20 protein-coding genes and 2 pseudogenes are annotated in these 24,500 nt (G+C 71.2%); 7 read left to right on the plus strand and 15 right to left on the minus strand.

Going from position 1 to position 24,500, the window contains the following annotated elements; translation table 11 throughout:
- Positions 1–119: 119 nt before the first annotated feature.
- Complete coding sequence (locus OG972_RS28710; protein WP_323135902.1) at positions 120–356, minus strand: hypothetical protein; 237 nt, start codon at positions 354–356, stop codon at positions 120–122.
- Between the two features lie 100 nt (positions 357–456).
- Between OG972_RS28710 and OG972_RS28715 the strand changes: the two genes are divergently transcribed.
- A complete protein-coding gene (locus OG972_RS28715; protein WP_266986243.1) occupies positions 457–2,592 on the plus strand; it encodes a hypothetical protein in 2,136 nt (711 codons plus the stop codon).
- A 283-nt stretch (positions 2,593–2,875) separates the two neighbouring features.
- Here the strand turns inward: OG972_RS28715 and OG972_RS28720 are convergent, their stop codons facing one another.
- The 4 genes from OG972_RS28720 to OG972_RS28735 all read right to left on the minus strand — a co-directional run bounded on the left by OG972_RS28720 (position 2,876) and on the right by OG972_RS28735 (position 6,487).
- A complete protein-coding gene (locus tag OG972_RS28720; protein WP_266986245.1) occupies positions 2,876–3,781 on the minus strand; it encodes a MauE/DoxX family redox-associated membrane protein in 906 nt (301 codons plus the stop codon).
- Positions 3,782–3,812: 31 nt separating this feature from the next.
- Positions 3,813–4,427, minus strand: a complete 615-nt coding sequence (locus tag OG972_RS28725) for a cell wall protein (protein ID WP_266986247.1) — start codon at positions 4,425–4,427, stop codon at positions 3,813–3,815.
- Positions 4,428–4,438: 11 nt separating this feature from the next.
- Complete coding sequence (locus OG972_RS28730; protein ID WP_266986249.1) at positions 4,439–4,861, minus strand: RlpA-like double-psi beta-barrel domain-containing protein; 423 nt, start codon at positions 4,859–4,861, stop codon at positions 4,439–4,441.
- A 273-nt stretch (positions 4,862–5,134) separates the two neighbouring features.
- A complete protein-coding gene (locus OG972_RS28735; protein WP_266986251.1) occupies positions 5,135–6,487 on the minus strand; it encodes a phosphoribosyltransferase family protein in 1,353 nt (450 codons plus the stop codon).
- An 875-nt stretch (positions 6,488–7,362) separates the two neighbouring features.
- Between OG972_RS28735 and OG972_RS28740 the strand changes: the two genes are divergently transcribed.
- Positions 7,363–8,838 (plus strand): ATP-binding protein, encoded by a 1,476-nt coding sequence (locus OG972_RS28740; RefSeq protein ID WP_266986253.1) that lies wholly within the window; start codon positions 7,363–7,365, stop codon positions 8,836–8,838.
- A 208-nt stretch (positions 8,839–9,046) separates the two neighbouring features.
- Here OG972_RS28740 and OG972_RS28745 read toward each other — a convergent pair whose 3' ends face one another.
- The 3 genes from OG972_RS28745 to OG972_RS28755 are packed head-to-tail and all read right to left on the minus strand — an operon-like array spanning position 9,047 to position 11,950.
- Positions 9,047–10,474 (minus strand): RtcB family protein, encoded by a 1,428-nt coding sequence (locus tag OG972_RS28745; protein ID WP_323135903.1) that lies wholly within the window; start codon positions 10,472–10,474, stop codon positions 9,047–9,049.
- 5 nt (positions 10,475–10,479) lie between these two features.
- Positions 10,480–11,463, minus strand: a complete 984-nt coding sequence (locus OG972_RS28750) for a CapA family protein (RefSeq protein ID WP_266986255.1) — start codon at positions 11,461–11,463, stop codon at positions 10,480–10,482.
- A 25-nt stretch (positions 11,464–11,488) separates the two neighbouring features.
- Entirely contained in the window at positions 11,489–11,950 is a 462-nt protein-coding gene (locus tag OG972_RS28755; RefSeq protein WP_266986257.1) for an archease, read from the minus strand.
- Between the two features lie 287 nt (positions 11,951–12,237).
- On the opposite strand from OG972_RS28755, the gene OG972_RS28760 reads away from it, so the two are divergent.
- The gene (locus tag OG972_RS28760) at positions 12,238–13,167 is read left to right on the plus strand and encodes an LLM class F420-dependent oxidoreductase (protein WP_266986259.1); all 930 of its coding nucleotides are present in this window, start codon (positions 12,238–12,240) and stop codon (positions 13,165–13,167) included.
- Positions 13,168–13,412: 245 nt separating this feature from the next.
- On the opposite strand, the gene OG972_RS28765 is transcribed toward OG972_RS28760, so the two are convergent.
- Positions 13,413–14,609: a winged helix DNA-binding domain-containing protein gene (locus OG972_RS28765; RefSeq protein WP_266986261.1), complete on the minus strand. Its 1,197-nt coding sequence runs from the start codon at positions 14,607–14,609 to the stop codon at positions 13,413–13,415.
- A gap of 843 nt (positions 14,610–15,452) precedes the next feature.
- On the opposite strand from OG972_RS28765, the pseudogene OG972_RS28770 reads away from it, so the two are divergent.
- Both OG972_RS28770 and OG972_RS28775 read left to right on the plus strand, forming a co-directional pair.
- Positions 15,453–16,211: pseudogene (locus OG972_RS28770) on the plus strand (cellulose binding domain-containing protein); the annotation flags it as partial.
- 681 nt (positions 16,212–16,892) lie between these two features.
- A complete protein-coding gene (locus OG972_RS28775) occupies positions 16,893–17,720 on the plus strand; it encodes a hypothetical protein (RefSeq protein ID WP_266986263.1) in 828 nt (275 codons plus the stop codon).
- Between the two features lie 57 nt (positions 17,721–17,777).
- On the opposite strand, the gene OG972_RS28780 is transcribed toward OG972_RS28775, so the two are convergent.
- Complete coding sequence (locus tag OG972_RS28780) at positions 17,778–18,683, minus strand: polysaccharide deacetylase family protein (RefSeq protein WP_266986265.1); 906 nt, start codon at positions 18,681–18,683, stop codon at positions 17,778–17,780.
- A gap of 119 nt (positions 18,684–18,802) precedes the next feature.
- Between OG972_RS28780 and OG972_RS28785 the strand changes: the two genes are divergently transcribed.
- Positions 18,803–19,243 carry a GNAT family N-acetyltransferase gene (locus tag OG972_RS28785; RefSeq protein WP_266986267.1) on the plus strand — a complete coding sequence of 147 codons (441 nt, stop codon included), beginning with the start codon at positions 18,803–18,805 and terminating at the stop codon, positions 19,241–19,243.
- A gap of 54 nt (positions 19,244–19,297) precedes the next feature.
- Here the strand turns inward: OG972_RS28785 and OG972_RS28790 are convergent, their stop codons facing one another.
- Positions 19,298–20,200: a glycosyltransferase family 2 protein gene (locus tag OG972_RS28790; RefSeq protein WP_266986269.1), complete on the minus strand. Its 903-nt coding sequence runs from the start codon at positions 20,198–20,200 to the stop codon at positions 19,298–19,300.
- A 113-nt stretch (positions 20,201–20,313) separates the two neighbouring features.
- Positions 20,314–20,715 carry a MazG-like family protein gene (locus OG972_RS28795; protein ID WP_266986271.1) on the minus strand — a complete coding sequence of 134 codons (402 nt, stop codon included), beginning with the start codon at positions 20,713–20,715 and terminating at the stop codon, positions 20,314–20,316.
- Between the two features lie 71 nt (positions 20,716–20,786).
- On the opposite strand from OG972_RS28795, the gene OG972_RS28800 reads away from it, so the two are divergent.
- Positions 20,787–21,779: an aldo/keto reductase gene (locus OG972_RS28800; RefSeq protein WP_266986273.1), complete on the plus strand. Its 993-nt coding sequence runs from the start codon at positions 20,787–20,789 to the stop codon at positions 21,777–21,779.
- 243 nt (positions 21,780–22,022) lie between these two features.
- Here the strand turns inward: OG972_RS28800 and OG972_RS28805 are convergent.
- The 3 genes and pseudogenes from OG972_RS28805 to OG972_RS28815 all read right to left on the minus strand — a co-directional run.
- Positions 22,023–22,493: pseudogene (locus OG972_RS28805) on the minus strand (serine hydrolase); the annotation flags it as partial.
- A 143-nt stretch (positions 22,494–22,636) separates the two neighbouring features.
- A complete protein-coding gene (locus tag OG972_RS28810) occupies positions 22,637–23,299 on the minus strand; it encodes a ScbR family autoregulator-binding transcription factor (protein ID WP_266986275.1) in 663 nt (220 codons plus the stop codon).
- A gap of 269 nt (positions 23,300–23,568) precedes the next feature.
- Positions 23,569–24,447 (minus strand): PhzF family phenazine biosynthesis protein, encoded by an 879-nt coding sequence (locus OG972_RS28815; RefSeq protein WP_266986277.1) that lies wholly within the window; start codon positions 24,445–24,447, stop codon positions 23,569–23,571.
- Positions 24,448–24,500 lie beyond the last annotated feature (53 nt).

The following is a 24,500-nucleotide window of genomic DNA, read 5'->3' on the forward strand; positions in this document are numbered from 1 at the left end:
CGGTGATCTCGGGGAGCCAGGCCGTGTCCTCCGCGCCCGGCGCACCGGAGCCCGGCTCGGGCAGCCAACGCGCCGCGCCCGTGCCCAGAGAGACCGTGGCCCGCGGCCGCATCGGTCCGTCACCCCTGCGCGAGAGCAGGACGAGCTCCCAGAGCCCCACGCCCACGACGGTGCGGGAACCGCTGCTGCAACGCGCGGTACAGGCACTCCCACGGTGCCGCGCCGGACGCCGCCGGATCGAGCCACACGGTGGAGTACGCCCGGTGCCGGAAGGTGCGCACCCCGTCCAGCGGCGTCTCGGCCGCCACCGCAGCGAGCAGCAGCGGCGCCGCCCGCTCGAAGTGGGACTCAGGCACGAAGCCGAAGGTGGCTCCGGGTCCCGGCCTGCCCTCATGGCCGGTAGCGTGGGCAGCGGAGACGGAGCCCTGCGAAAGGCAAGAGCGGGAAATCATGCGGATGATCTTCAATCCCGCGGAGGAGAACGAGTACGAGGCGGCCTGTGATCTTCTTGTCCACCGGTTCGACCGGTGGGCCCGGGAGAACGGGATCGACGCCGATCCGTTCGTCGCCGAAGCCGCGCTGGAGTACCGCCATATCGGTACGCCGGACGGCAGGCTGGGACTATGGGACCAGCGGCACATCGAGGAGTTCCTGCTCGACTGGGTTCCGCGGTCGGTGACCGTACTTCCCGACGAGGAGCCCGCCGATGTGCCGGGCACTCTGCGAGCCCTGCTGCGGTATCTGGATGCCGTCCACCTCGCGGATCCTCGAGGGGCGTCCCTGTCCGAGGGGCTGGAGGCCGTCGACGCGGCAGCGCCGTGCCACGCGGAGGCGATGGCCGACCGCAGCCGCTGGGGCATGGCGAAGTTCTGGATCACCATCGCCGCGGAGCAGGGCGTCGACGTCCACGACGAGCATGCGCTGCAGGACTTCGTGGGGCGGACACAGCGCGAAGAGGTGCCCTACGACCCCGAGGTGCTTCAGGCCATCGCCGAGCGGCAGTTGCGCAGTTCCGGGCCCGTACGGTCCGAGCCGCAGCTCCCGATCACGCTCCCGGGCGACGACGTCCTGCGGGAGCAGGCCGACCGGTCACCGGTCCTGCGGCAGCTGCGCGGCCTTGCCGAATGGGCGGGGCGCGAGGGCCGGACGCTCACCGGCTCCGGCAGGCTGCGGCTGTCCGATGCGCGGGAGCTCGTGGAGCGGCTGGACACCGGGGACAGCACCGACTCGGTCCGCTCGTCCGCGGGTCTGCCGCGCCTCAACCTCCTTGTGGAGTGGGCGAAGACAGCGAGGCTGATACGAGTCGCCAAGGGGAAGCTGTACGTGGTGGCCAGGGCGGAGCCCGTGCTGAACGACCCGCTTGGACTGTGGCGGCGCGCCTTCGACGCGTTCCGCGAGCTGCGTGGCCCAGTGCGGGGCGCGCGCGGTGGCAGGTACAGAAAATCCGTGCTGTCCGACGCCTACGACGACCTCGACGTGCATGACGTCATCCTGCCCGACGTACTGGCAACCCTCTACAGCCTGCCGTACCCCATGCCCTGGCCCGCGTTGCGGGACGCCGTCCACCTCGCCCACCGCTCGCGTTCGTTGCTCGGCGCTTTCGCCACGTTCGAACAAGCCGATGACGATCTGCGCACGGTGCTGGGTGTGTTGGAGAGCCTGGGGGCGATCGAGTGCCACCGGGGGATGGCCGATCCTGTCTTCGCGGATCTGGCGATGAGCGAGAACGACATCGAGGGGTGGGCCGGCATACCGACCGAGGACGATGACGACCTCGAGACGTCGCCCGGCGTGCTGCCGGGGATGTCGACCGGACGTGCCGGACCGCTGGGCGAAGCCCTGCCGGACGGTGCCCTGTTGGACGAGGAGGACACCCGGCGGGCCCGGAAACTGAAGTCCGAACTGAGCGCCGGTCCTGTTGAGTTGATCCGTCTCACCGACCTCGGAACGGACTCCGTGCGTCGTCGGCTGCTGGCCGAAGGCCGGGACGCGCCTCTGATCGGTGAGCTTGCCCAGGCCCCGGCGGCCGGCCTGCTGGGCGTCCTCGCCGATGACTACGATCCCGAGTCCGCCCGGGCGGAGCTCGCCGGGTGGATCGCCGTCCACGGCGCCCGGCCCGCGGCGCTGGAGCAGCTCGTCCACACGGTGCGGACCATGCCGTTCCGCACCCGGGCCGAGGCCATGCTGGACGTCCTCGTCTCCTCGCTCGACGACGGGGAGCGGCTGCTGCGAAGTCTCCGTTCGGACCCCTCGGTGGCTCCCACCGCGCTGAGCCTCCTGGCCCGCCGGGGGATTCTCTCCCCGGAGGACCTGACGGAGCCGGAAAGTCTGCTCATGGTTGCTGAAAGCCTGTTGCAGCTCTGTGAGGCGGCCGGCGCCGACGGGGCGAGAGAGGTACTGCACCAACAGGGCCGTGAGGCCGAAGAGGCCCTCCGGGCGGCTCTGGCCTCCGGTCACCCGGACCGGGAGGGCCTCACGAACCTTCAGGTCCTCGCCGAGAGAGTGTCCCGGGAGCGCAAGGCCCACGTCGCCCTTGTCCGGCAGCGCGGCCACCGAAGGAACGGCAGACAGGGCGGCAAGCGGCGCCGCTGAGGACCTGGCGCTCAAGACCGGCCGGGCGACCGCATGACAGCGGCGAGTCAGCCGCCCGCACCTCGTGTCCGTCACCGCGCATCACCGGGCGGTAACGGAGAAGATCTTCCGGTGAAGGTGCCGGTTGCCCGCGGCAAACAGCCCGGCTCGTCTGCCGCTCGTACGGTCGGCCCGCTACGGCGCCCGGCAGGTATGGAGCAGGGGGCCGGACCCGCGGCTGTCGCGGGTCCGGCCCTGTCGTGCTCCTCACGCCCGTGGGGCGCCGAGGTGTCCGTCCGTGGCGTCAGCCCGCCATCGGCAGGCTCTTGCGCGACGGCACCGCGCCCAGTTCGTCCACGGCCACCGCCCCCCCGCTGTCCGCGTCGACGTAGCTGACACGGACGACCGGGTCGTCGCCGGTGTCGCGGCCGGCCGTGGCATCGAGTGCGAACACCACCGCGACCGGACGCGCGTTCTCCCCGTCCCCGTACACACCCGAGTACTGGAGAATGCGCCAGCCGTCGTCCTCCCAGTGGTCCAGCAGCGCGGACCGGACCACTGGCGCGGCGGCCTGCCAGGCAAGGGAGTTCTCCAGGAGCTCGACGCTCGCCGCGACCGGCACCTGGTGGTTCCCGGCGGCGGTGCCGAGGAGCGGGTGCCCGAAGACACGCAGCCTCGTCCGGCGCAGTGGCAGCAGCCACCACCGGTCGAGGTCGGCCGAGAGAGCGACCAGCACCGCCGCCGCCCCGGCCAGGAAGACAAGGGCACCGGCAGGCCGCTCGGAGACCGCCGACCACCACGTGTCCTGTGCCGGCGCCACCGCGGCCCCGCCGATGAGCACGACCGCCGCCCGTGCGAACGCCCGCCAGGTGATGGGCGTGTCCTCACGTGCCGAGCAGCCGCAGGAGGACTCCGGTGCCATGGTCCGGCCGTAGCCGAGATAGACGAGGAAGCCCGCCCCGAGGACCGCGGCGGCTGCCCCCGGCACCGGGTTCGCCGGAATCACCAGCAGACCTGCGGCGATCAGGAGTTCACCTGCGCCGGTCGCGCGCAGCACCGTCGTGGCCCGCTCACTGCTGCGCAGCATCCGGGCCAGCGCCGTCTTCGGCGCCTGCTGCGCGGTGCCCCGGCTGAACACCTTGACCGCTCCGGTCCACCCGAGCAGGCCCGCGAGGACCAGTGGGGCGAGGCCCGTTGTCAGTGACAGCATCTCTTCCTCTCTCTGTGTCCTCGGTCCCGCATCAGTGCCCGACGGAGATGCGGACGACGTCCACGGAGTTGTCGGACGGCCGCCAGGCACCGAGCACCTGGGCGCTCTGCCCGATACGCAGCCGGGACAGGTCGGACGTCAGGGCGCGGCCCGCGTAGGAGGCGCTGGCGTCCGGGGCGACGTGACCGACCAGTTCGTGCTGCCCGTGGGCGAGGTGCAAGCGGTTCTTCGCGATGCCGCGGATCTGCGTGTCAAGGTTCACGATGTTCACCCACACCGCGTCGGCGGCCACGGTGCCGTCGGGCATCTTGACGCCGCGTGCGTAGAGCCCGTCGCCGACCTCGATCACCTCGGCCGTGGTGGCGCGCACCTTCCACACGCTGGTGACGTTGGTCATCTGCACCCGGGAGTGGCCGCCCTGGGAGCCCGCCACCTCCAGGACGCTGCCGGTGATGCCTGTGATGCGGCCCTCCACGAAGGTGGACTTGGCTATCGCGGGGTCGAGCGAGGGCTCCGCGGCGAAGGCGGCCTCGGCATCGAGGCCGCCGAGCGCGGTCGCGCCGACGATGGTCGCGCCGCCGAGGGCGGCAGTGGTGAGGAAGCGCCGACGGCGCATCCCGTCGGCCCGGTCGTGTCGTACGGTCATGTCCGTCCCCCTCACTCGTAGATGTAGACCGGCAGCTTGCCGGAGCTGAGGTTGCCGATCGCCGAGAAGGCGGCCGGGGTCAGGTCGAGGACGCGGTTGGTGCGACAGGTGCCGTTGCAGCACGTCGCCTCTCCGCACCAGTCCTTGGTGCGTGGGCCGCAGTCGGTGATCGTGATGCACACCGTCGCGCCCGAGCACTGGTGTTTCACTTTCATCACCGCACCGCAGCCGCGTCTGGGGATGTTCTCGCCACAGAGGTCGGGCCGGGTGATGTTCCAGCACGCCTGTGAGGCGTTGGGCCACGCGCCGTGGTGTGCGCTGGACTGGCAGTTGCCGCAGGCGCCGCCGCCGGCGCTGGAGCATGGGCCCCAGGCGTTGCCGCAGCAGAACCAGCTGGTTTCACCGGCCCACAGGCTGGTGGATCCGCAAGCCATCGTGTTGCCTCCCCTAGGAAATGACAAGTGCATGACAAGATGCGTGTCGACCGAGGACAGGCACAGGTGAAGCGGGGATGCCCACGCCGCGGCCGGGGATGGTTGTGCGAGCGAAGCAACCCAATGATGCGCGTAGATAAGCAGGTTGCATAGATGGCCTCGTTCCCCTCCGTTCGCGCGCCGCCGTCCTTCACCGCGCCCCTCACGGCACGGACCCAGGGGACGTGCACAGCTGTGCCGGAGCGCGGCGGTGGCCGCGCGCCGCGCCGACGCTCAACCTCCCGGTTCTGCGCGAGGCCCCAGGTGGCCGGTGAACCACTCTGTGGCCAGGTCCGCCACCTTGGCGAGAGCACCAGGCTCCTCGAACAGGTGAGTGGCGCCGGGGACCACGGCGAGCCGGCTCTCGCAGCGCAGCTGTGCCCGGGCCTGGCGGTTCAGGTCCAGCACCACCTCGTCCTCGCCTCCGACGATGAGCAGCGTGGGTGCGGTCACCGCCGGCAGGCGGGGCCCGGCCAGATCGGGCCTGCCGCCGCGGGAGACGACCGCCACGACCTGGGAGCCCGGCTCCGCCGCCGCCCACAACGCGGCGGCCGCGCCGGTGCTGGCGCCGAAGTAGCCCACCGCGAGGCCCTGGGCCTCGGGTTGTTCGAGCAGCCAACGAGTCGTGTCGGTCAGACGGCGGGCCAGCAGGGCGGTGTCGAAGACGTTGGCCCGGTCCAGTTCTTCCTGCGCCGTGAGGAGGTCGAACAGCAGCGTGGCCAGGCCGACCTTGTTCAGCGAGGTCGCGACGGAGCGGTTGCGCGGGCTGTGCCGGCTGCTGCCGCTGCCGTGGGCGAACACCACGAGGCCCGTGGCCCCTTCGGGGACGGCCAGGTGTCCGGCGAGCCGGACCGGTCCGGCGTGCACGACGACTTCCGGATCCGCAACGGGCGGAGTGGCGGATCGTGCCGCATCCTGCGGGGCCGAGCCCAGCGGATCGCTCCCTGGCAGACGGTCTGCCGCCCGTTCGAGGCAGGCGATGACCTCGGAGTCGGTGGTCTGCGCGAAGTCCTCGTAGAACTGTCCGATCCCGAGGAAGCCGACCGGGGTGGACAGGCACACCAGCTCATCGGCGGCGCCCTGCATCCTGGCGGTCCAGCCTTCCGGTGCCACGGGGACGGCGAGCACCACCCGGGCCGCTCCGTGGCCGCGCGCGATCAGGCAGGCGGCCCGGGCGGTCGACCCGGTGGCGACGCCGTCGTCGACGACGACCGCCGTCCGGCCCCTGACCCCGGTACGCCGCCGGCTGCCCCGGTAGCGCAGGGCACGCCTGTCCAGCTCCGCACGCTCCCGCTCCTCCACAGCGGCCAGTTCCTCCTCGGCCGTTCCCGTCGCACGCATCACCTCCTCGTTGACGACGCGCACACCGTCCTCACCGATGGCTCCCATGCCCAGCTCCGGCTGGAAGGGCACGCCGAGCTTGCGCACCACGATGATGTCCAGAGGCGCTCCGAGGGCCTCGGCGACCTCCGCCGCCACCAGCACGCCACCACGGGGAAGGCCGAGGACGACGATGTCCTCGCCCGCGAGGTGTGTCAGCCGCCCGGCCAGTCGCCGCCCCGCGTCAGGGCGGTCGGTGAAGTGCATGGTCCAGCCTCCTCGATGCGGCAGAACCCGGCCGTGACACCCCGCACGGACGCCTGCACCCGGTTTCCCGGGGCGGGAAACGTGCCGACCACGGTCGGTCCTCGTGGGCGATGCGGCACGCTCGCGGCTCCTGCGGGCCGTCGGAGTCACGTTCGGCGGTGCGGGACGCGGCCCGCCCGGGACGCGTTCTTCCGTCGAGCCGGTCTCTTCGGTTCACCACCGACTACGAGCGGTGCGGAAACGGTCTGATGTCAGCCGACCACATCGACTGCTCCGGCAGTGCCGGACGGCCGCCCTCACGGCTCCGCCCGCGGCTCCCACGCTCGTGAATGTCGGCCGGACTCCTTGCCGACCCTGCCTCACGCCCCACGCTACTCGCGTTCAGCAGAGGCGCGAGCGCCGAACGCTTCACCGCCGGAGCCCACCATGACCGCCGCCCCGGCGTGCCAGGGAGCCATTTCTCCGCACCTCATGAATACGGACGAACGGATGATGTGGCCGATACCTCGGTGGGGTGCCGGTCGACCGGGCAGGGCGTCGACATCCCGTTCGCGTCGGTCCCGGACCGTCCACGCGTCGAAGGCCTGTGCCGCCCGGTGGACGGCGTCGTCGCTGTCCAGCCGACCCCTTCACCGCGCCTTCGGACACCCACGTCGACACCGGACCACCGCGGCGCGCGGCATCATCGGCCCGCACACCGCACACCGCACACCGCACACCGCACACCGCACACCGCACACCGCACACCGCACACCGCACACACCGCATCCGCCACTGACATACGCTGCCCGGTCCCGCTCGTTGAGAGGCGCGGCCGCCACCCCGGAGGTCTACTGGGTCTGAAGGCTGCCGCCGAACGAGGGGACAACCCACCCGTGCGATCCGCCACCGCCACTGCTGCCCGGCCGAAGGAGCTCTTCGACCGTGAGGCCGAATGGGACGCGCTCGTCGCCTTCGCCCGCGATCCCCGGCCCGGGCCCGCGGTCGCCATCGTCACCGGGCCCCGTCGGCAGGGCAAGAGCTTCCTGCTCCAGCAACTGACCTCGGCGACCGGTGGCTTCTACTTCGGGGCCCAGGACGTGGCGGAGGCGGAGTCCCTCCGGCGGCTCGGCGACCAGCTCGCCCGTCACACCGGTGCCGACCGCCCGACCCGCTGGAGCTGCTGGGCGGACGCGCTCGACGCCTTCGCGACTCTCGCGAGCGAACACCCGCTGCCCGTCGTCATCGACGGCTTCCCCGAGCTCGTCCGGCAGAGCCCCGCCCTGCCCTCCGACGTCAGCGGCGTCTGCCGTCGACTGCGCGAGGCGGGCCGGTCCAACCGAGTGAGGCTGCTGCTGTGCGGCAGTGCCATGCCGATGATGCGCCGACTGCTCGGCACTGCCTCGACCGCGGCAGACCTTCATCTGAAGATCCTTCCCCTGGACTTCCGGCAGGGCGCGCGGCTCTGGAGCATCGACGATCCGCGCCTCGCCCTCCAGGTCCACGCCGTCGTCGGCGCAAGCACCGCCTTCAGGTACGACCCGGCCGGTGAGGACATCCCGGTCGGCCCCGACGATTTCGACGCCTGGGTGTGCCGGACCGTCCTCAACCCCCGCCTTCCGCTGTTGTGGAAGGCCGGACACATCATCGAGCAGGAGCCCGACGGCTGGGACCGCGGCCTGTGCCACTCCACCCTGGCCGCCATCGCCGACGGCTGCTCGACGCCGGGCGCGATCGCCGACTGGATGGACCGCCCGGCCACCGAGGTACCCCACATCCTCTCCGTGCTGCGTGACTGCGGCCTCGTCCAGGGCGCACCCGATGCCTTCCGGCCGGGCGTGAACCGCTATCGCATCACCGAGCCGCTGCTCGCCTTCGACCACGCCGTCATACGCCCCAACCGCATCGCGCTGGGGCAGCAGGGCCCCGCAGAGGTCTGGAAGTCTGCGCGGTCCGTCTTCGAATCCGCCGTGGTCCGGCCGCATTTCGCCCAGGTGTGCCGGGACTGGGTGACCAGGTTCGCGTCCCGGGACACCTTCGGCCCCCGACCCGTCACCGCCTCCGCCGGGTCGCTTTCAGGGATCCGGGGGCACCGGCCGGTCGACGTCGATGTGGTGGTCCGCGGCGAGGTCCACGGCCGTGCCGGGGTCCTGCTCTCGGTCGGCAGGGCGTGTTGGGACGAGGTGATGGACGTGCGTCACCTGCACGAGCAGCTCCAGATCCTGGCCGAACTCGCCGACCGCGGCGAGGACGTGAGCCGGGCTCGGCCGGCCTGTTACAGCGCGGTCGGGTTCAGCCCGCACCTGCGCGAGGCCGAGGCGCGAGGCGAGGTGGTCCTGGTGGATCCCGAGCGGCTCTACCACGGAGAGTGAGAGGCCGCGTCCGGCTTCCCGCCGTGCTCTGACGGGATGTCGCCACCGGCGGTCGGTCGGCACGACCGAAGGCGCCGTTCACGGGCTCGCCGCCCCGTGACAGTCGATGACTGTGCTCGCGCGGTCTGCGTCGAGCAGCCGCTTGTCGTGGGCCCGCCCGGACCGGGGCCTCCGGGGGAACAGCCCACCTCTCCCGCTCCGCGCCGACTCATCCCTTGACGACGCCCAGTGGCACCAGGCGGACGATCAGCCGGGCGAGTCCGGCGCCCTCGGTGACGGCGGCGACCGTGTCGACGTCCTTGTACGCCTCCGGCGTCTCCTCGGCGAGACCACGCCACGAGGAGGGGCGCACGGCGATGCCCCGGGCCTCCAGCTCGCCGCGGAGCCGCTCCCCGCGGACCATGCGCAGCGCGTGGTGGCGGCTCCAGACCCGGCCGGCGCCGTGACAGGCGGAGTGGAAGGCGTCGTTGCCGGGCAGGCCGACCATCACGTACGAGGCGGTGCCCATCGTCCCGGGGACCAGTACCGGCTGGCCCGCCCGGACGAGGTCCTCGGGCAGGCCCGGGTCGCCCGGCGGCAGCGCCCGCGTGGCGCCCTTGCGGTGGACGCACAGTGAACGTGCCACACCGTCCACTTCGTGGGTCTCGAGTTTCGCGGTGTTGTGCGAGATGTCATAGACCAGCTCAAGACCGACGTCCGCAGCGGTCGCGAAGGCATGGCGGGTGGCTTCGGACAGCAGCTGGCGGTTGGCCCGGCCGTAGTTGGCGGCCGCCGCCATCGCCCCCAGATAGGCGCGGCCCCGCGGCGAGTCGACCGGCGTGCAGGCCAGCTGCCGATCCGGGACCTGGATGCGGTACCGGTGCAGTTCCTGGTCCATCACGCGAACGTGGTCGGTGCACACCTGGTGGCCCAGGCCGCGCGAGCCGCAGTGGATCATGACGCACACCTGGCCCACCCGTAGCCCGAAGGCCGCTGCGGTGGCCTGGTCGTAGACCTGGTCGACCGCCTGGACCTCCAGGAAGTGGTTGCCCGAGCCGAGGCTTCCCACCTGGTGGAGGCCCCGCTCGACGGCGCGCCTGCTCACCTGCCCCGGGGCCGCTCCGTCCAGGACGCCGTAGTCCTCGCAGCGCGCGAGGTCGCGTGGCACACCGTGGCCGCGCTCGACCGCGTAGCGAGCGCCGCCGACCAGCAGGTCGTCCATCTCCCCGGCCCCCGACAGCTTCCACAGGCCGCCGCGCCCCATGCCGCGCGGGATGGTGCGGTCGAGGATGTCCATCAGCCGCCGCATCCGGTCGTGGTCGAGCGCCTCGCGGTCGATGCCGGCGGCCAGCAGCCGTACGCCGCAGGAGATGTCGAACCCGACGCCGCCGGGCGAGATGACCCCGCCGTGGGAGATGTCGGTGGCGGCCACCCCGCCGATCGGGAAGCCGTAGCCCCAGTGGACGTCGGGCATGGCGAAGGAGGCGCGGACGATGCCGGGCAGCGTCGCCACGTTCGCCACCTGCTCCAGCGCCTTGTCCCCCGCCGCCTGCGGCAGCAGCGCCCGCGAGGCGAACACCACCCCGGGTACGCGCATCGGCTCCCGCTGCTCGATCCGGAAGCGGTACTGGTTCTCCTCCACCAGTGCGATCTCCACGTCTCTCACCTCCAGTCGACCGTCAGCCGTCCGGTCCGATCGGCGACGGCGGTGCCGAACTCGGCGCAGGCGGTGGTCAGCCGCTCGCGGATCCACTCCCGGTCCTCGCCGATCGCCAGGCGGGTGTGGCAGTAGTCCAGGGCCAGCGGCACCGCCTCCACCTGCGCGGGAACCATGTGTGCGGCATCCGGGCCGTCCAGGGTCACCAGGAAGAGGAGCCCCAGGTCGTTGCGCAGGACCGGGTCGACGGCGTAGTCGTCGACGAAGTCACCCAGGTCGTAGAGGATCCGGTCGGCGATCCCGTGGAAGACATGGGCGGAGTGCCCGGCGACCAGCGTCGCTCCCGCCGCCAGCAGCTCCGGGGCCGCGGCCGAGACACGGCGCGGCGGCCGGGAGGTCATGTTGGGACCCCAGTGCGGAGTCACCAGCACGACGTCCGCTGCCGCAGCGGCCCGGGCCACCGACTTCGTCAGCCAGCCGGGCACCCCCGCATGGAGATCGGCCCAGGCGACACCGGGGCTGTCCTCCCCGGCCGCATAGTCCTCCGGGTGGTCCGTGACGCCGACCACCGCCAGCCGCACTCCGCCCGCCTCCAGCACCGCGAACTCCCGGGCCGCGCCTGCGTTCGCCCCGGCGCCGACCGCGTGGACGCCCACCCCGGCCAGCAGCGTGCAGGTGTCCGCCATGGCGTCGAACCCGTAGTCCAGAGCATGGTTGTTGGCGAGCGTCACACAGTTCACCCCCAGTTCGGCCAGCACCTTCGCGGCGGCCGGGGGAGCACGGAAGAAGAATGCCTTCCACGGGTCGGGCCAGCGGTGCCCGCGGTCGGAGACACAGCACTCCAGGTTGAGCACGAACAGGTCCGCCTCCGCGATCGCCTCTCTGACCCCTGCGGAGACGAGCGTCTTCGGCTCCGGCGAGCGGCGCAGCTCCTCGGCGACGCTGCGCCCGAGCATGGTGTCGCCGGCCAGTGCCACCGTGAGCGCCATGATTCCGTCCCTTTCCCGCCCCGGCTCAGACGTCGAGGGTCACCCTGCAGGTCCAGCCGTCGGGGCCACCGCGCAGCTGGAGGTCGTGCAACGAAACGGCCTTGGGTACCGCACCGACCGGCACGACGGTGCCGACGTCTGCCATCCGGAAGCGGACCGACAGCTCCCGGCCGTCCCCCGCCGACCGGATCGGCCCCACCTCCACATCGAGCGGGATCTCACCGTCGGTATCCATCCGGTAGACGACCTCCTCCAGGACGGACACCAGTAGATCCTCGTCGGACTCCGCCGTGACCGCGTATTCGCGTTCCCCGGCGACTGCTGATCCGGACGTGTCGGCGAAACCCTCCACGACCGCGCGCACCGCCTCACCGATGCAGCCCTCGGCCGTCGGCGACCACGCCTCCACCCGCATGTCCGCGGTGTGTGGCACATCCCGGTGGCCACGCGCGCCGGGCTGCTTCCCCACAGGTTCCCGACCGTCCACGGTCGGCACCTCTCCGTCGTCTCCGGATGCACAGCCTGACGCCGAGTTCTCCGAGCCGCAGGCGATGCCTCCTCCAGAGTCGTCCCGTACACCGCTTCGGGGCAACCTGCACGAGGTGACGTACGCGGTCACCGGCCACGGGGCGGTCGGCAAGGTCGGCCATCAAGACCTGAAGCCACCCGTCGGCGCCGCGCACATTCACTCGCCCCTACCCGCCCTGTTGACCGCAGGCAATCGACATATGACATACGGTAGTTGTCCCGCTGTCCTCGTGAAGGAGTGCACGCATGCCGGTCTCGCTCGGTCTCGGTCTTCCGCAGATGAAGCAGTACGACATCGGTCGCGACGTGGCTGCGGTGGCACGCGCGGCGGAGGACGCCGGGTACGAGAGCCTGTGGGTCTTCGAGCGCGTGCTCTTTCCGGAGCCGGCCACCCAGGGGCTGTACGGCGTACCGGGGCTGCCGTGGCCCGATCAGTACCGCAGCGTCGCCGACCCGCTGGTCACCCTCACACTGGCCGCCGCGGCCACCGACCGGGCCCGGCTCGGCACCAGCGTCCTGGTTGCCCCGCTCCACGTACCGTTCCAGCTGGCCCGATCGCTCGCCTCGCTCGACGTCGCGAGCGGCGGCCGGGTGATCGCGGGTCTCGGAACCGGCTGGTCACTCGACGAGTACGCGGCCGCCTCGGTCGCCCCCTTCGAGAAGCGCGGCGCGGTCCTGGACGAACTGCTGGACGTCTGCGCGGTCGTCTGGGGCCCGGACCCGGTCTCGTACCGGGGCGAGCTGACCACCATCGCACCGGCCGAGGTCGGCCCCAAGCCCGTTCGCCCCATCCCGGTCTATCTGCCGGCGAACAGCCCACGCGCCGGCCGCCGGCTGGTGGACCGGGCGGACGGCTGGATGCCTGTGGCCATGGGCCCCTCGACACTGGCCGAACAGTGGCGGCGGGTACAGGACCTGGCGGCCGAGCGTGGCAGGCAGAGGCCGATCGAGGTGTGTGCCCGTGCCAATGCGAGATACAGCGCCAAGCCGTTCGAGGGCGCGGACCGGCAGCCCTTCCAGGGCAGCGTGGCCCAGATCGTGGAGGACCTGGTGGCCCATGCTGCAGTGGGTGTGTCGGAGATCCTGCTGGACCTCCAGGCGACGACGCGAGACGCCGCCGAACTGGCCGATGTGGCGGCCGAGGTGTATCGGGCGGCCCGAGCGGCGGGCGTCTGACGGATGCGCCGAGGAAGCACCGGTCTGCCGTCAGGCGGGACTGGGCCCCGTCCCGCCGACAGCACACCCCCGCATCCGCCCCTCGGATTGCGGCGGGTGCCTGCCAGGGTTCCTGCGAAGCATGAGCCGGTGTTCACGATCGGGTGCTGGTCGGCTACGCCCGGTCCGCCGCGCGGACCGTGGGGGCACCGGCGGACCGATGATCCCGACAGGCTCTCAGTCACCGAACTGGTGGGTATCCACCCTCACCCGTCGAGCGCCGGGTGATCCCGGCCGATGTTCGGGGCGCCGTCTCCATTCCCGGGGAGCAGCCGGGCCTCGGCGCTCGGCAGCTTGCTCCACCAGTGGTCGAAGCGGCGATAGACCTCCGGATCGCGGTCGGCCAGGAAGGCCGTCAGCGACCGGGCCTCGGAGGCGAGTTGCTCCCAGATGTCGTCCGGTAGGGGGTGGAAGGCGGTCGCCTCGATTCCTCCCTCGGCCGGACGCCACACACCGGCGACGTACCCGTCGATCAACAGGGTCGGCAGCACGTCGCCGTTCCTGCGGGTGACGAGCGTGCGGTAGTCCGGTGGGATGACACGGCTGCGGTCGGAGTAGGCCAGCAGGATGCTGTCCCACATGGCCATCAGCCGGGGCGGTGCCGGCGTGTCCTCGTGCGGACGCGATGCGCCCGGCGTGTCGAACAGTTCTTCGCCGTTCGGCCCTTCCAGCCGCTCGATGGCACCGTCACCGGCGAGAGCCCGCAGCGCCGTCCGGGCCCTGGCGCGCTGGACCAGTGCGAACTGTGCCACGTCCGCCACCGATGCGGGCCCGAACCCCTCGAGATAGCGCTGGACCAGCGTCTGCAGGGACGCGGCGGACACCTCCGGGTTCGCCAGCACCGGTCGGGTCGGGGGCGCGACATACGACGGACGGGAGCCGAAGGACCACGGTGGCGTGGTGGGTGCGTGCAGCAGTGGCGTGTACTGCCGCAGCCCCCACCACGCTCCGGGCTTCGGCGGCGCACCCAGCCGCTGTGCGAGCCAGGCCTCGTACTCCGCGGCCGTTCGCGGCCGGTCGGCGAACGCGAGCAGCTCCGGAACCAGCGCGTCGGCGTCCTCGGCAGTCAGCCCGGACGCGGTGAAGCGGTCACCCAGCCTGGAGGCACGCAACAACGGCTGCACGGCCTCACGAAAGGCCCGGAAATCGTCGATGTGGACGGCATGCAACGTGATCCGCATGAGGGTCGACTTGACGACCGTGTGGCCGGCGAAGGCCGAATCGAGGTCGGCCGGGTCGAAGTCGGTGAGCCGGTTCCACAGCGCGACGTAGGGCGAGGCCGCCTGCTGCGCCTGCAGCGCGACCACGCGCCGTACCGCATCCGCGACGCCGAGCGTCTCCCGCTGCAACAGCAACTGCCGAGCGAGCGTGGAGCGGTTGAGCTCTCGCGCTGTGATTCGCATGCCGTGACCGTCTCATTCCCCATGTCGTGGGCCCGGCACCGACGACGCGCGCGGAGTACCCGGCTGTGCACCCTAACCCGTACGCCGGCACCTGATCGAGACCCGCAGCCCCCACCGTCGTGATCCGAGAGCTGCCCATCATCGGACTTTCTCCAGGCGAACTTCCTTGCGAAACCGGTCCGTTCCGGAGTCGGTCGCAGCAGCCCGGCGTCGATCGGGCCCGCACGCGTCCGGGTACTCGGTGACGCATTCCCGTCGGTGTACGGATGTCGTGCGCGGTGGCCCTCGACAGGCGATTTTCGGCCAGTGCGTCGCCGCGTCGCGAGCCGCGGGGTGGCCCCCGGAGGGCTGCGTTCCGCTCACGCTCCTCCGGGGTGGGGTCCATGCGTCCGGGCGGGTGGTCACCGGAGAGGGGAAACGCCCGGCCGGAATGCGGTGCGGGCGGCAGTCGCCGCGCGCACGGTGGGTCCGCATGTGATTCCGGATCGCCGACCCATCCCGGACCTGCGGTTGTGTGCCGCGAAGAGCGTTTCCGTGTGCGGTCAAGTTAACGAATACGTAAGGCAGTTATGATTCAACACTTGACAGGTGCGCATCACTACGCCACCTTGGGAGCGCTCCCATCGTCAAGACTTGCACGCTTCCCCACCCTCCGCTCCCCACATCTTCGAGACGTGAACCGGAGGCATGGGCGCCGTCGCGCTCCCATGCCTCCGGCTGTTCTCGGCCGAGGAAAGCGAATGTCATGAGTCTGGCAAAGCGCACCATGCACGGCTGCCCGGGCGGGCTGCCGGTTCTGCTGCTCACCGCATGTGCAGTCGCCGCATCGCTGGCGGGCGTGCCGGCCGCGGCGGCGGTGGCGACACCCAGGCGCCTTCCGCGCCGACCGGCCTGACGGTCACGGGGAAGACGAGCGGCAGCGTCTCGCTGTCCTGGTCGGCCTCGACCGACAACACCGGCGTGACGGCCTACGACGTCTACCGCGCGGGAGTGCAGGTGGGCTCCTCGGCCACGACGTCCTTCACCGACACGGGGCTCACCGCCTCGACGGCGTACAGCTACACGGTCAAGGCCCGGGACGCGGCCGGGAACGTCTCGGCGGCCTCCGCCGCCGTCTCCGCAACCACGTCCGAGGGCGGCGGAACGGGCACCGGCACCCTCAAGGTCCAGTACAAGAACAGCGACTCGTCGGCTACCGACAACCAGATCCGGATGGGCCTGCAACTGGTCAACACCGGGAGTGCCGCGGTGAACCTGTCCACGGTGAAGGTGCGCTACTGGTTCACCCCCGAGGCCGGCGCGAGCACCTTCGGTACCGCCTGTGACTACGCGGTGCTGGGCTGCGGCAGTGTGACCCTCGGGGTGACGGCCTCCGGCAGCTCGGCCGCCGGGGCCAGCCACTACCTGGAGGTCGGTTTCGGCAGCGGCAGCCTCGCGGCGGGGGCCTCCACCGGGGAGATCCAGCTGCGTCTGAACAAGACCGACTGGTCGAACTTCAACGAGGCGGACGACTACAGCCGCAGCACCAACACGGCCTACGCCGATGCGGCGAAGGTCGGCGTGTACGTGGGCGGCACCCTCGCCTGGGGTACCGCTCCCTGACCTGTCCGTCCCCCCTTTCCGCCACCGATTCCACCGCTCCCGTTGCCGCTCCTGTGCCGCGGCGACGGGAGCGGCCGCGCAATGCGTGCGGGACGGCCTTCAGTTCGTGTGCGGGCGACCGTCGGCCGCGTCATGGGTCTGCTTCAGGGCCATGGGGAAGGCCGATGGACCGGTGGGGCTGCACAGCGCGTCGGGGGCGCGGTGGGGGCGAAGGTCCCTGAGGACGGACTCGACTTCGCAGAGGAAGGATTGATAGGAGGTCAGGCGCTGCCATTCGGAGTCGGGGACGCCGGGCACCGTAGCGGCGCACGCTGACCAACTTGCCACCAGTTCGGCGTACAGCGGTGTGTCACTTGCCGTCTCCGTGTACGTCTGACCCGGCATGAACGCGCCGGTGATCTGCTCGCGCGGTGCGCGCGCTCCGTGTGCCGCATCCAGCTGGGGCCTCGGGCGCGGCCGGGCATGAGAGGGGCGTGGGGCCTGCGAGGGGCGTGGAATGGATGCCGCCGAGCCCCTGCCGATGACGGTAGCGGATGAGGGTGCGTTCATGACGGTGGTAACGATCAACCGCCATTTGGGTAACTACCGTCCGACACGGCAAGATTAGATGGAGTTTCACCTTTCTTGGTGCCTTTGAGCCGAAAATCGCTTCAAATCCTGTGGAGGGACGTTGGTCCCGGCATGGAACCGAGGGAGCTGTGGGAGCGTCATGCCGTACTGGCGCGGGCCTATTTCAGGAATGACGAGGACGTGCGCGATGCGCAGAGCACCCTCGACGAGCAACAGGCGAACCGTATGCGGACGCTGGCTGCGTTCGCGGTGACGCTGGGGAGCGACGGGACCGTCGCGGATCTCCTCGGGCTCCATGAACGCGAAGTGCGCATGGCTCGCCGCACCGTGGGAAAGGACGATGCCCGGGCAATCGCCAAGGCGCTCCTGGACCACCACGCTGCCGATGCGCACGAGCTGTCTCCCGAGGACGCGGACAGATGCCTGCCGTACGCGGAACCGGGGGAAAGGCCGGTGTCCCATGACGCTCCGGCCCCACCTCCGTGCCCCCCTCACGCCCCGGGCACCCCGGACGTTGCCGACGAGGCGGTCCAGGGAGTGGTGTCGTCGACGGCCGTGGACGCGGTCCTGGTCGGTGCGTGGAGCACCGGGGCCGACCTCTCCGTACTGGCAGGTGAGCTCGGTCTCGACCTCCCTCGCCTCGTCGCCCGCACCCGCTACCTGGAGGCGCAGGGCCGCCTCACCCAGGCCCCGCAGCCTCTGGACCGTTCCGGCCGTCACCGCCGCGTCGAAGGCGCCGAGGCGCCCACCGTGTCCCGGCCCCAGCAGTGGTACTACCCCACCCAGCATCGCCCGTCGCACCAGGCGACGACGTGGGACCAGGCGACGACGTGGGACCAGCAGGCTTCTCACACCACCATGAACTCCGCACCGATGCATGACTGGGACGGCATCCTCGATCAGTGGCAGGTCGCCACCAGCCCCACGTCCTCCTGGTAGGGAACCGCACCGGAGCTCCCGGCGGCGGCGAGTCCGATGCCGTCGTGGCGGATTCCATCACTCCGCTGCCGTCCGGGCCCACTTCTCCTGAAGGGACCGATAGTCGATCACCACGATCCCTTCCTCCCGGAGGATTTCGCGGGCCTTGGGCGAGACGAGGAACTCGTAGTCGGTCCGGCGCACGCGCCAGCCGTCGGGCTCGATCGCCTGCGCCTCCTCGTTGCCGAGACCCGGATGTACCGCCCATTCGCTGAGACCGGTCGGCAGGGTGCGCAGCAGTTCGGTGTAGCGGGCCGGCTTGCCGTCGATGTCCAGAGCGAAACTGTCCAGGAACGGCCGATCGGTGACCGGCAGCCCCTGCCGTCGCAGCTTTCGGCGCCCCGGCTCGAGCCAGATCCGTACCGCCAGGCCGTACTCGGCGGCCAGCGCCACGGTCAGGTCGAGGATGTCGTCGCGTCCGCCGTCGGCCAGGCAGTGCCAGTCCAGATGAGTCGGGGACAGACCGGCTTCGAACACGGCGTCGATCTGCGCGCGGAACTCGGATTCGACCTCGTCGATACGGGCCCGGGCGAGGAGCTCGGAGCGGGTGGCGGGAGTGAAGAGATCGCCCGCGTCGTCGAGCAGGGACGGGACGTGCGCCTTCGGCGTCAGCGGGCCCCACCGGTAGTGCGTCGTATCGCACACCAGTGTGAGGTGGATCCCGAACGGGATCTCCGGACGCCCGCGGAGCAGATGCATGGCGTGCAGCGCCCAGGGGCACGGCGCCATGAGGCTGCAGGAACTGACGATCCCCCGCTCGATCGACTCGATGACGGCCGAGTTGACGGCGTGGTACATCCCGAGGTCATCGGCGTTGATGATGAGTACCCGGGCGTCGGGAGGGAATCCCAGCAGCTCGGACGAGAGCACCGAGGACGGGGTTGCTGCCGGTACGACGACGTCTTCTTCTCTGCGTTCATCCATCCCGGCAGTGTGAACTCCCGGTGGCAGGCCGCGCTGGGAATTCGAGGCCGGTGCGGCGCCGATGTCCGAGGTGTCGAAAGGCAGTTGACGTCCCACCGCGCGCACGGTTTCCTGCTGCGATGAGTGATCTTCGCTTCGAACCCGTGGACGCCGAAGCCACGCTTCAGGACTGGCGGCACGTTCACAACACGATCATTCCCACTGCCGAGTTGTCTCTCGACGAGGTGCGTGAGCGTGTCCGGCGTCACCGGTTGGAGGTGGCCTATCTCGACGATGCTCTCGTGGGCTGTTCGACGGTGCGGCCGCCCACGAGTGAGGCATCGGTGGCCACCGTCATCGCCCGGGTGCTCCCCGCTCACCGGCGACGGGGGATCGGTGCCCAACTCTACGCACGAGGGCTGGAACAGGCGCGAAAGCTTGGCGCGGACGTCATCGAGACGGTTGTCCTGGCGACCAACCCGGACGGGCTGCGGTTCGCGCACGCGCACGGATTCGTCGAGGTCGACCGCTATGTGCTGCCGGGTGACAGCGTGCCCTTCATCGATCTGCGACTGGCCTGAGCGAGCTTGTCGGCGGGCGCCCGCGCGAACCGGGCGCCCGTCGGCACGTCCGGGTCAGATGACCGGTGGCCGCCCCAGCATCGTCATCCGCCACACCGTGCGCCACCGCATCGGCTGCCGACGCCCGCACGGGGTGCGGACCCCCTCGGCGAAGCCGCCGGCCCAGGCGCGCAGTCCCGTGGCCGATCGGGTGCGGGCCACGGTGAGGAGGGTCCAGGTGCCCAGATAGGCGGGGACCAGAGGGAGCGGCAGATTGCGGCGGGCCAGCCAGACGCGATTGCGGGCCGTCATCCGGTAGTAGACCGAGTGCCGGGCCGGGGACGTCTTGGGGTGCTGGAGCAGCAGATCGGGCTCGTAAAGGATCTTCCAGCCTGCGTCGAGCGCCCGCCAGGAGAGGTCCGTCTCCTCGTGCGTGAAGAAGAACTCCGCCGGCCATGGGCCGGTTTCCGCGAGCATCTTCATGGAGAGGGCGTGGCCACCGCCGAGGAACGCCGTGACGGGGCCGCGCCGCATCGGGTCGGTGGCGCGCAGCCGGGGGACGTGGCGGCGCTGCGTCTCGCCGTGTTCGTCGGCGATACGGAACCCGACGATGCCGAGCTGCGGGTCGGCGGCGTACAGCTCCTGGACCTTGCGCAGCACACCGGTGTCGACGAGCAGACCGTCGTCGTCCAGCTCGACGACGACATCCACGTCCCCGCGTTCCGCCAGTGCCGCGATGGCGACGTTACGGCCGCCGGGGCAGCCGAGGTTCTCGTCCAGCTCGATCGTGGTCACGCCGCCGGCGAGGCCCGACAGGCCGGGGAAGCCGGTGAAGTCCGGGAGCGGCGAGCCGTTGCCCACGACGACGAGACGGGCCGGCAGCACGTCCTGCATGGCCACCGAGGCCAACAGCGCCTCGACCTGCTGCGGGCGGTCGCCCATGGTCACGATGGATACGCCGATGCGCGGTTCGGACAAGGTCAGCACTCCTGAGCTCGCTGCGGTGCCCGCGATCGTAGTCGCTCGATGTTCAGCTGTCGGTCGCCGCCCTGCCACAGGGCGGATGTCGCTGCCCGGTAGGGGATCGGCCGTCAGGAACCGGGGGCGCCGTCGGCCTCACCGGTCCGCTCCGGCGAGGGCACCCGTGCCGCGATCCGGCGCAGATGCCCCGCGAAGACCTGGGGCGCCTCGGGGGTGAGGGTGCGGAGGGCGACCATCGCCGTCACGACGACATCGCAGAGTTCCGCCTCCACGTCCTGCCAGGAATGGGTGACGCCCTTGCGCGGGTTCTGACCGATGGCCCCGATGACGGCCTGGGCGACCTCGCCGACCTCCTCCGAGAGTTTCAGCATCCGCAACAGGAGATCCTGCTCGGGGCGGATGCCGGTTCCCGCGTCGAGCCAGCTGCGGAGGTGGTCGATGGTGTCCCAGGGAGACCGGTCCGCATCGTCGGTGTCCGTGCCGTCCGGGCGGCCGTTCAGGTCGGCGTTCATACGGTGCAGCCTGCCATGTCCGGACACCGGTGCTTGTCCTCGTGCGCACTCCAACTCCTAGCCTGCGTGGCATGAAGACAGAGATGAGGAACAGGACCCTCGGGCGCGACGGGGCCGAGGTAGGTGCGCTCGGCTTCGGCTGCTGGGCCATCGGCGGCGAATGGGCGGACCGGGACGGCAATCCGCTCGGCTGGGGTGCGGTCGACGACGAGGAGTCCGTGGCCGCGGTCAGGCGGGCGCTCGACCTCGGTGTGACGTTCTTCGACACGGCCGATGTGTACGGGGCCGGGCACAGCGAACGCGTTCTCGCCCGGGCCCTCGCGGGGAACCGCGACGACGTCGTCATCGCCACCAAGTGGGGCAACCGCTTCGACGAGCGGACCCGCACACTGATCGCCGGCGACAGCTCGCCCGCGTACGCCCGCGAGGCGCTCATCGGCTCGCTCCGCAGGCTCGGCACCGACCGCATCGACCTCTATCAGCTGCACCTGTCCGATGCTCCGCTCGACGAAGCCGCCGAACTCCGTGAGGTCTGTGAGGAGTTCGTGGCCGAGGGGCTGATCCTGGCGTACGCGTGGAGCACCGACGACCCGGTGCGCGCCGCGCTGTTCGCCGAGGGGGCACACTGCGTCGCCGTGCAGCACGCCTGCAATGTGCTTCAGGACGCGCCGGAGATGCTTGCGCTCTGTGCGGAGCAGGGGCTCGCGAGCATCAACCGCAGCCCGCTCGCGATGGGCCTTCTCACCGGCGCGTACGGCCCCGGCCGGCGCGGCGGTGCGGGTGACATCCGGGCCACCCCGCCCGCCTGGCTGCGGTGGTTCGGGGCGGGCGGGGCCGCGGCGCCGGAGTGGGCCGCGCGGGTCGACGCCGTACGCGAGATCCTGACCGCGGACGGCCGCACCCTTGCGCAGGGCGCCCTCGGCTGGCTCTGGGCGCGCAGCCCGCACACCGTGCCGATCCCCGGTTTCCGGACGGTCGCCCAGGCCGAGGAGAATGCCGGGGCGATGGCCCACGGGCCGCTGCGGGACGAGCAGGTGGCGGAGATCGGCGCGCTGCTGGCGTAGCGGGGATCCGTCCGGACGGATCCGGGCCGCCCATGGCCTCAGAGCCTGTCGGGTGACCTTTGATCGGGCGGCCACGCCCTGGCACGCACGCTTCCCGCGTTGCCGAAATGTCCTCGTAGCTCCTTCCCCAGGCTCTCAGCTTCGTTCGAGCAGGGGAGACCCCATCCGAGGACATCCCGCCGTCTTGGAATCGCACGCACCGGACCGCGTCCGCTATCCGACCGAAGGTCACCCGGCAGGCTCTCAGGCGCCCGCTGCGTACCGCCAGAAGTCCCGCATCAGGGCGGGCGGTGTCGGTCCGGTCATCTCCAGCTGGCTGAGCATGATGGAGACCGTGCCGGTGGACGGAGTGAGGTGGGCCGTCGTTCCCGTGCCGCCGACCCAGTCGTAGCGTCCCGGCACGTTCCACGGATCGGCGGTCTCGACATCGACCGAGCCGCCGAAGCCCCAGCCCTGGCCCTCGATGAACAGGGCACTGGCTGCCCGCTGGGCCGGTGTCAGCTGGTCGGTGGTCATCTGCCGCACCGATGCGGGCGACAGCAGCCCGTCGCCGTCGGCGAGCAGCATGCGGGCGAAGGCGAGCCAGTCGTCGACCGTGGACACCAGTCCGCCCGCGCCGGACGGGAACGGGGGCACGCTGCTCCACTGCCCGTCGGGGGCGTCCACCAGCTGAGTGCCGCCGTCCGGATCGATGCGGTAGTAACTGGTGCGGTCAGAGGTAAGACTTCCGTCGCCGCCCGGAATCACCGGGCCGGTGGCATGGATTACGCCCGACTGGCGGTCCGAGGGTGGAGAGCCGGGGGAGCCTCGCAGACCGCCCGTTACGATTCCGGGCCGGACGGTGCGGCTCCGGGCACTCAGCCGGTGGCGCCGGCCTGGCTCGGCACGGATTCCAGCTGCGCGAGCAGCCGCCCGCCGCGATCCTCCGACATGTCGAGCGTGGCCAGCACGGCGGGCGTCGAGATGCTCGGCAGGACGTAATGCAGCAGTACGGAGATCCGGCGCCCCAAGTCCTCACGCCGGCACAGGACCTGGGACATCACCTGGATTCCGGAGAAGGCGCCCGCCAGCAGCTCGGCGGTCTCACGCGGATGCACGTGCGGCAGCAGCTCGCCCTGGCTCCTGGCGGCGCTCAGCAGATGTTCGAGCCGGTCGATCCAGGCCCGGAACGGGGTGCCCCGGTCGAGACCCTCGACCGCCTGGTCCATCGCCAGCCCGACGCTTGCCCTCACCAGGGGTTCGTGGCGGAGCCGGTGGGCGAGAATCATTCCCTGGTCCACGAGCTCCTGAAGCTTCGTCGGTTGCGGCGGCAGCGGAAAACTGTCCAGCTGGACATCCATCACACCGAGCGCCAGTTCTTCCTTCGAGTTGAAGTGGAAGTACAGCGCGCCCTTGGTCACCCCCGCCCTGGCGAGGATCTCGCTGATGGTGGCGCTGCTGTAGCCACGCTCGTCGAACACGGCGGCGGCCGCCACCAGGATCGACCGTCGAGTCTGGATCGCGCGCGCCTGCTGGGCCATCAGCTACGAGTCTCTCTAGTCGTGGCGTGGTCGGCGCCACAGGGGTCTGACTGAAAGGGGAAACCGGACTGTCAGCATCTTACTGCTGGGGTGGTCGGCCTCCTAAGGGCTGTCCCGGGGTGGATCCGCCGGGACGACGTCTTGATCCGTCTCCCCTCACGCGGCGCCCGGCCCCTCGCGCGTCGACCGCGAGCCGGGCACGGGCTTCGGCGCCGCCCACGCCCGGCACACCCCTCGGTGACGTCAGCGGTCCGGCCTCGGCCGGTTGCTCACTGCGCCGCGGGGATACGCGTTCCCGTGCCGCTCACCCGCACCCGCGCGTCGCCCGCGCGCAGTTCGACCGCGAGCGTGCCGGGGCGGCCCATGTCCTGACCCTGGTGGAGGGTGAGGACCGCGGCGTCCGGGACGAGCGCCAGCTCGCGCAGGTACGCGCCGAAGGCGGCCGCCGCCGCACCCGTCGCCGGGTCCTCGACCACGCCGCCGACCGGGAACGGGTCGCGGACGTGGAAGACGGTCGCCGACTCGCGCCACACCAGCTGGACCGTGGTCAGGTCGAGCCGGTGCATCAGCGCTTCGAGGCGGGCGAAGTCGTAGTCGAGGTCGGCGAGGCGCTCCCGGCTTCCGGCGGCCAGCACCAGATGACGGGCGCCCGCATAGGCGATCCGTGGCGGCAGGGCCGGGTCCAGGTCGCCGGCCGGCCAGTCCAGGGCGGCCAGCGCCTCGGCCAGGTCGTCCGGGGCGACATCCGTGACATGCGGTTCGACGCTGGTGAGGGTGGCGCGGAGTTCGGTGGCGTCCCGGACGACGGTGACCGGGACCGTACCCGCCTGAGTGGTGAACACGAGGTCGCCCGGCCCGTTGCGCTCGGCGAGGGCGATGGCTGTCGCGACGGTGGCATGGCCGCAGAACGGGACTTCGGCCTTCGGGCTGAAGTAGCGGATCGTGTAGCCGCGACCACCCGATTCACCCGAAGTGCCCGGTCCGGTCAGGAATGCCGACTCGCTGTAGCCGAGTTCCGCCGCGATCGCGAGCATCGCGGCGTCGTCGAGACCGGACGCGTCGAGGACGACCCCCGCCGGATTGCCGCCCTGCGGGTCGGCGGAGAAGGCGGTGTAGCGCAGGACCTCGGTTCCTGAAATCTCACTCATGACGCTGCTCAACCCTGCCGCGAGCCAAGGCATTCCCGCCCGGGGCGGGCCGG

This window comes from Streptomyces sp. NBC_01669, assembly GCF_026339735.1.
Taxonomy (GTDB): Bacteria; Actinomycetota; Actinomycetes; order Streptomycetales; family Streptomycetaceae; genus Streptomyces; species Streptomyces yanii.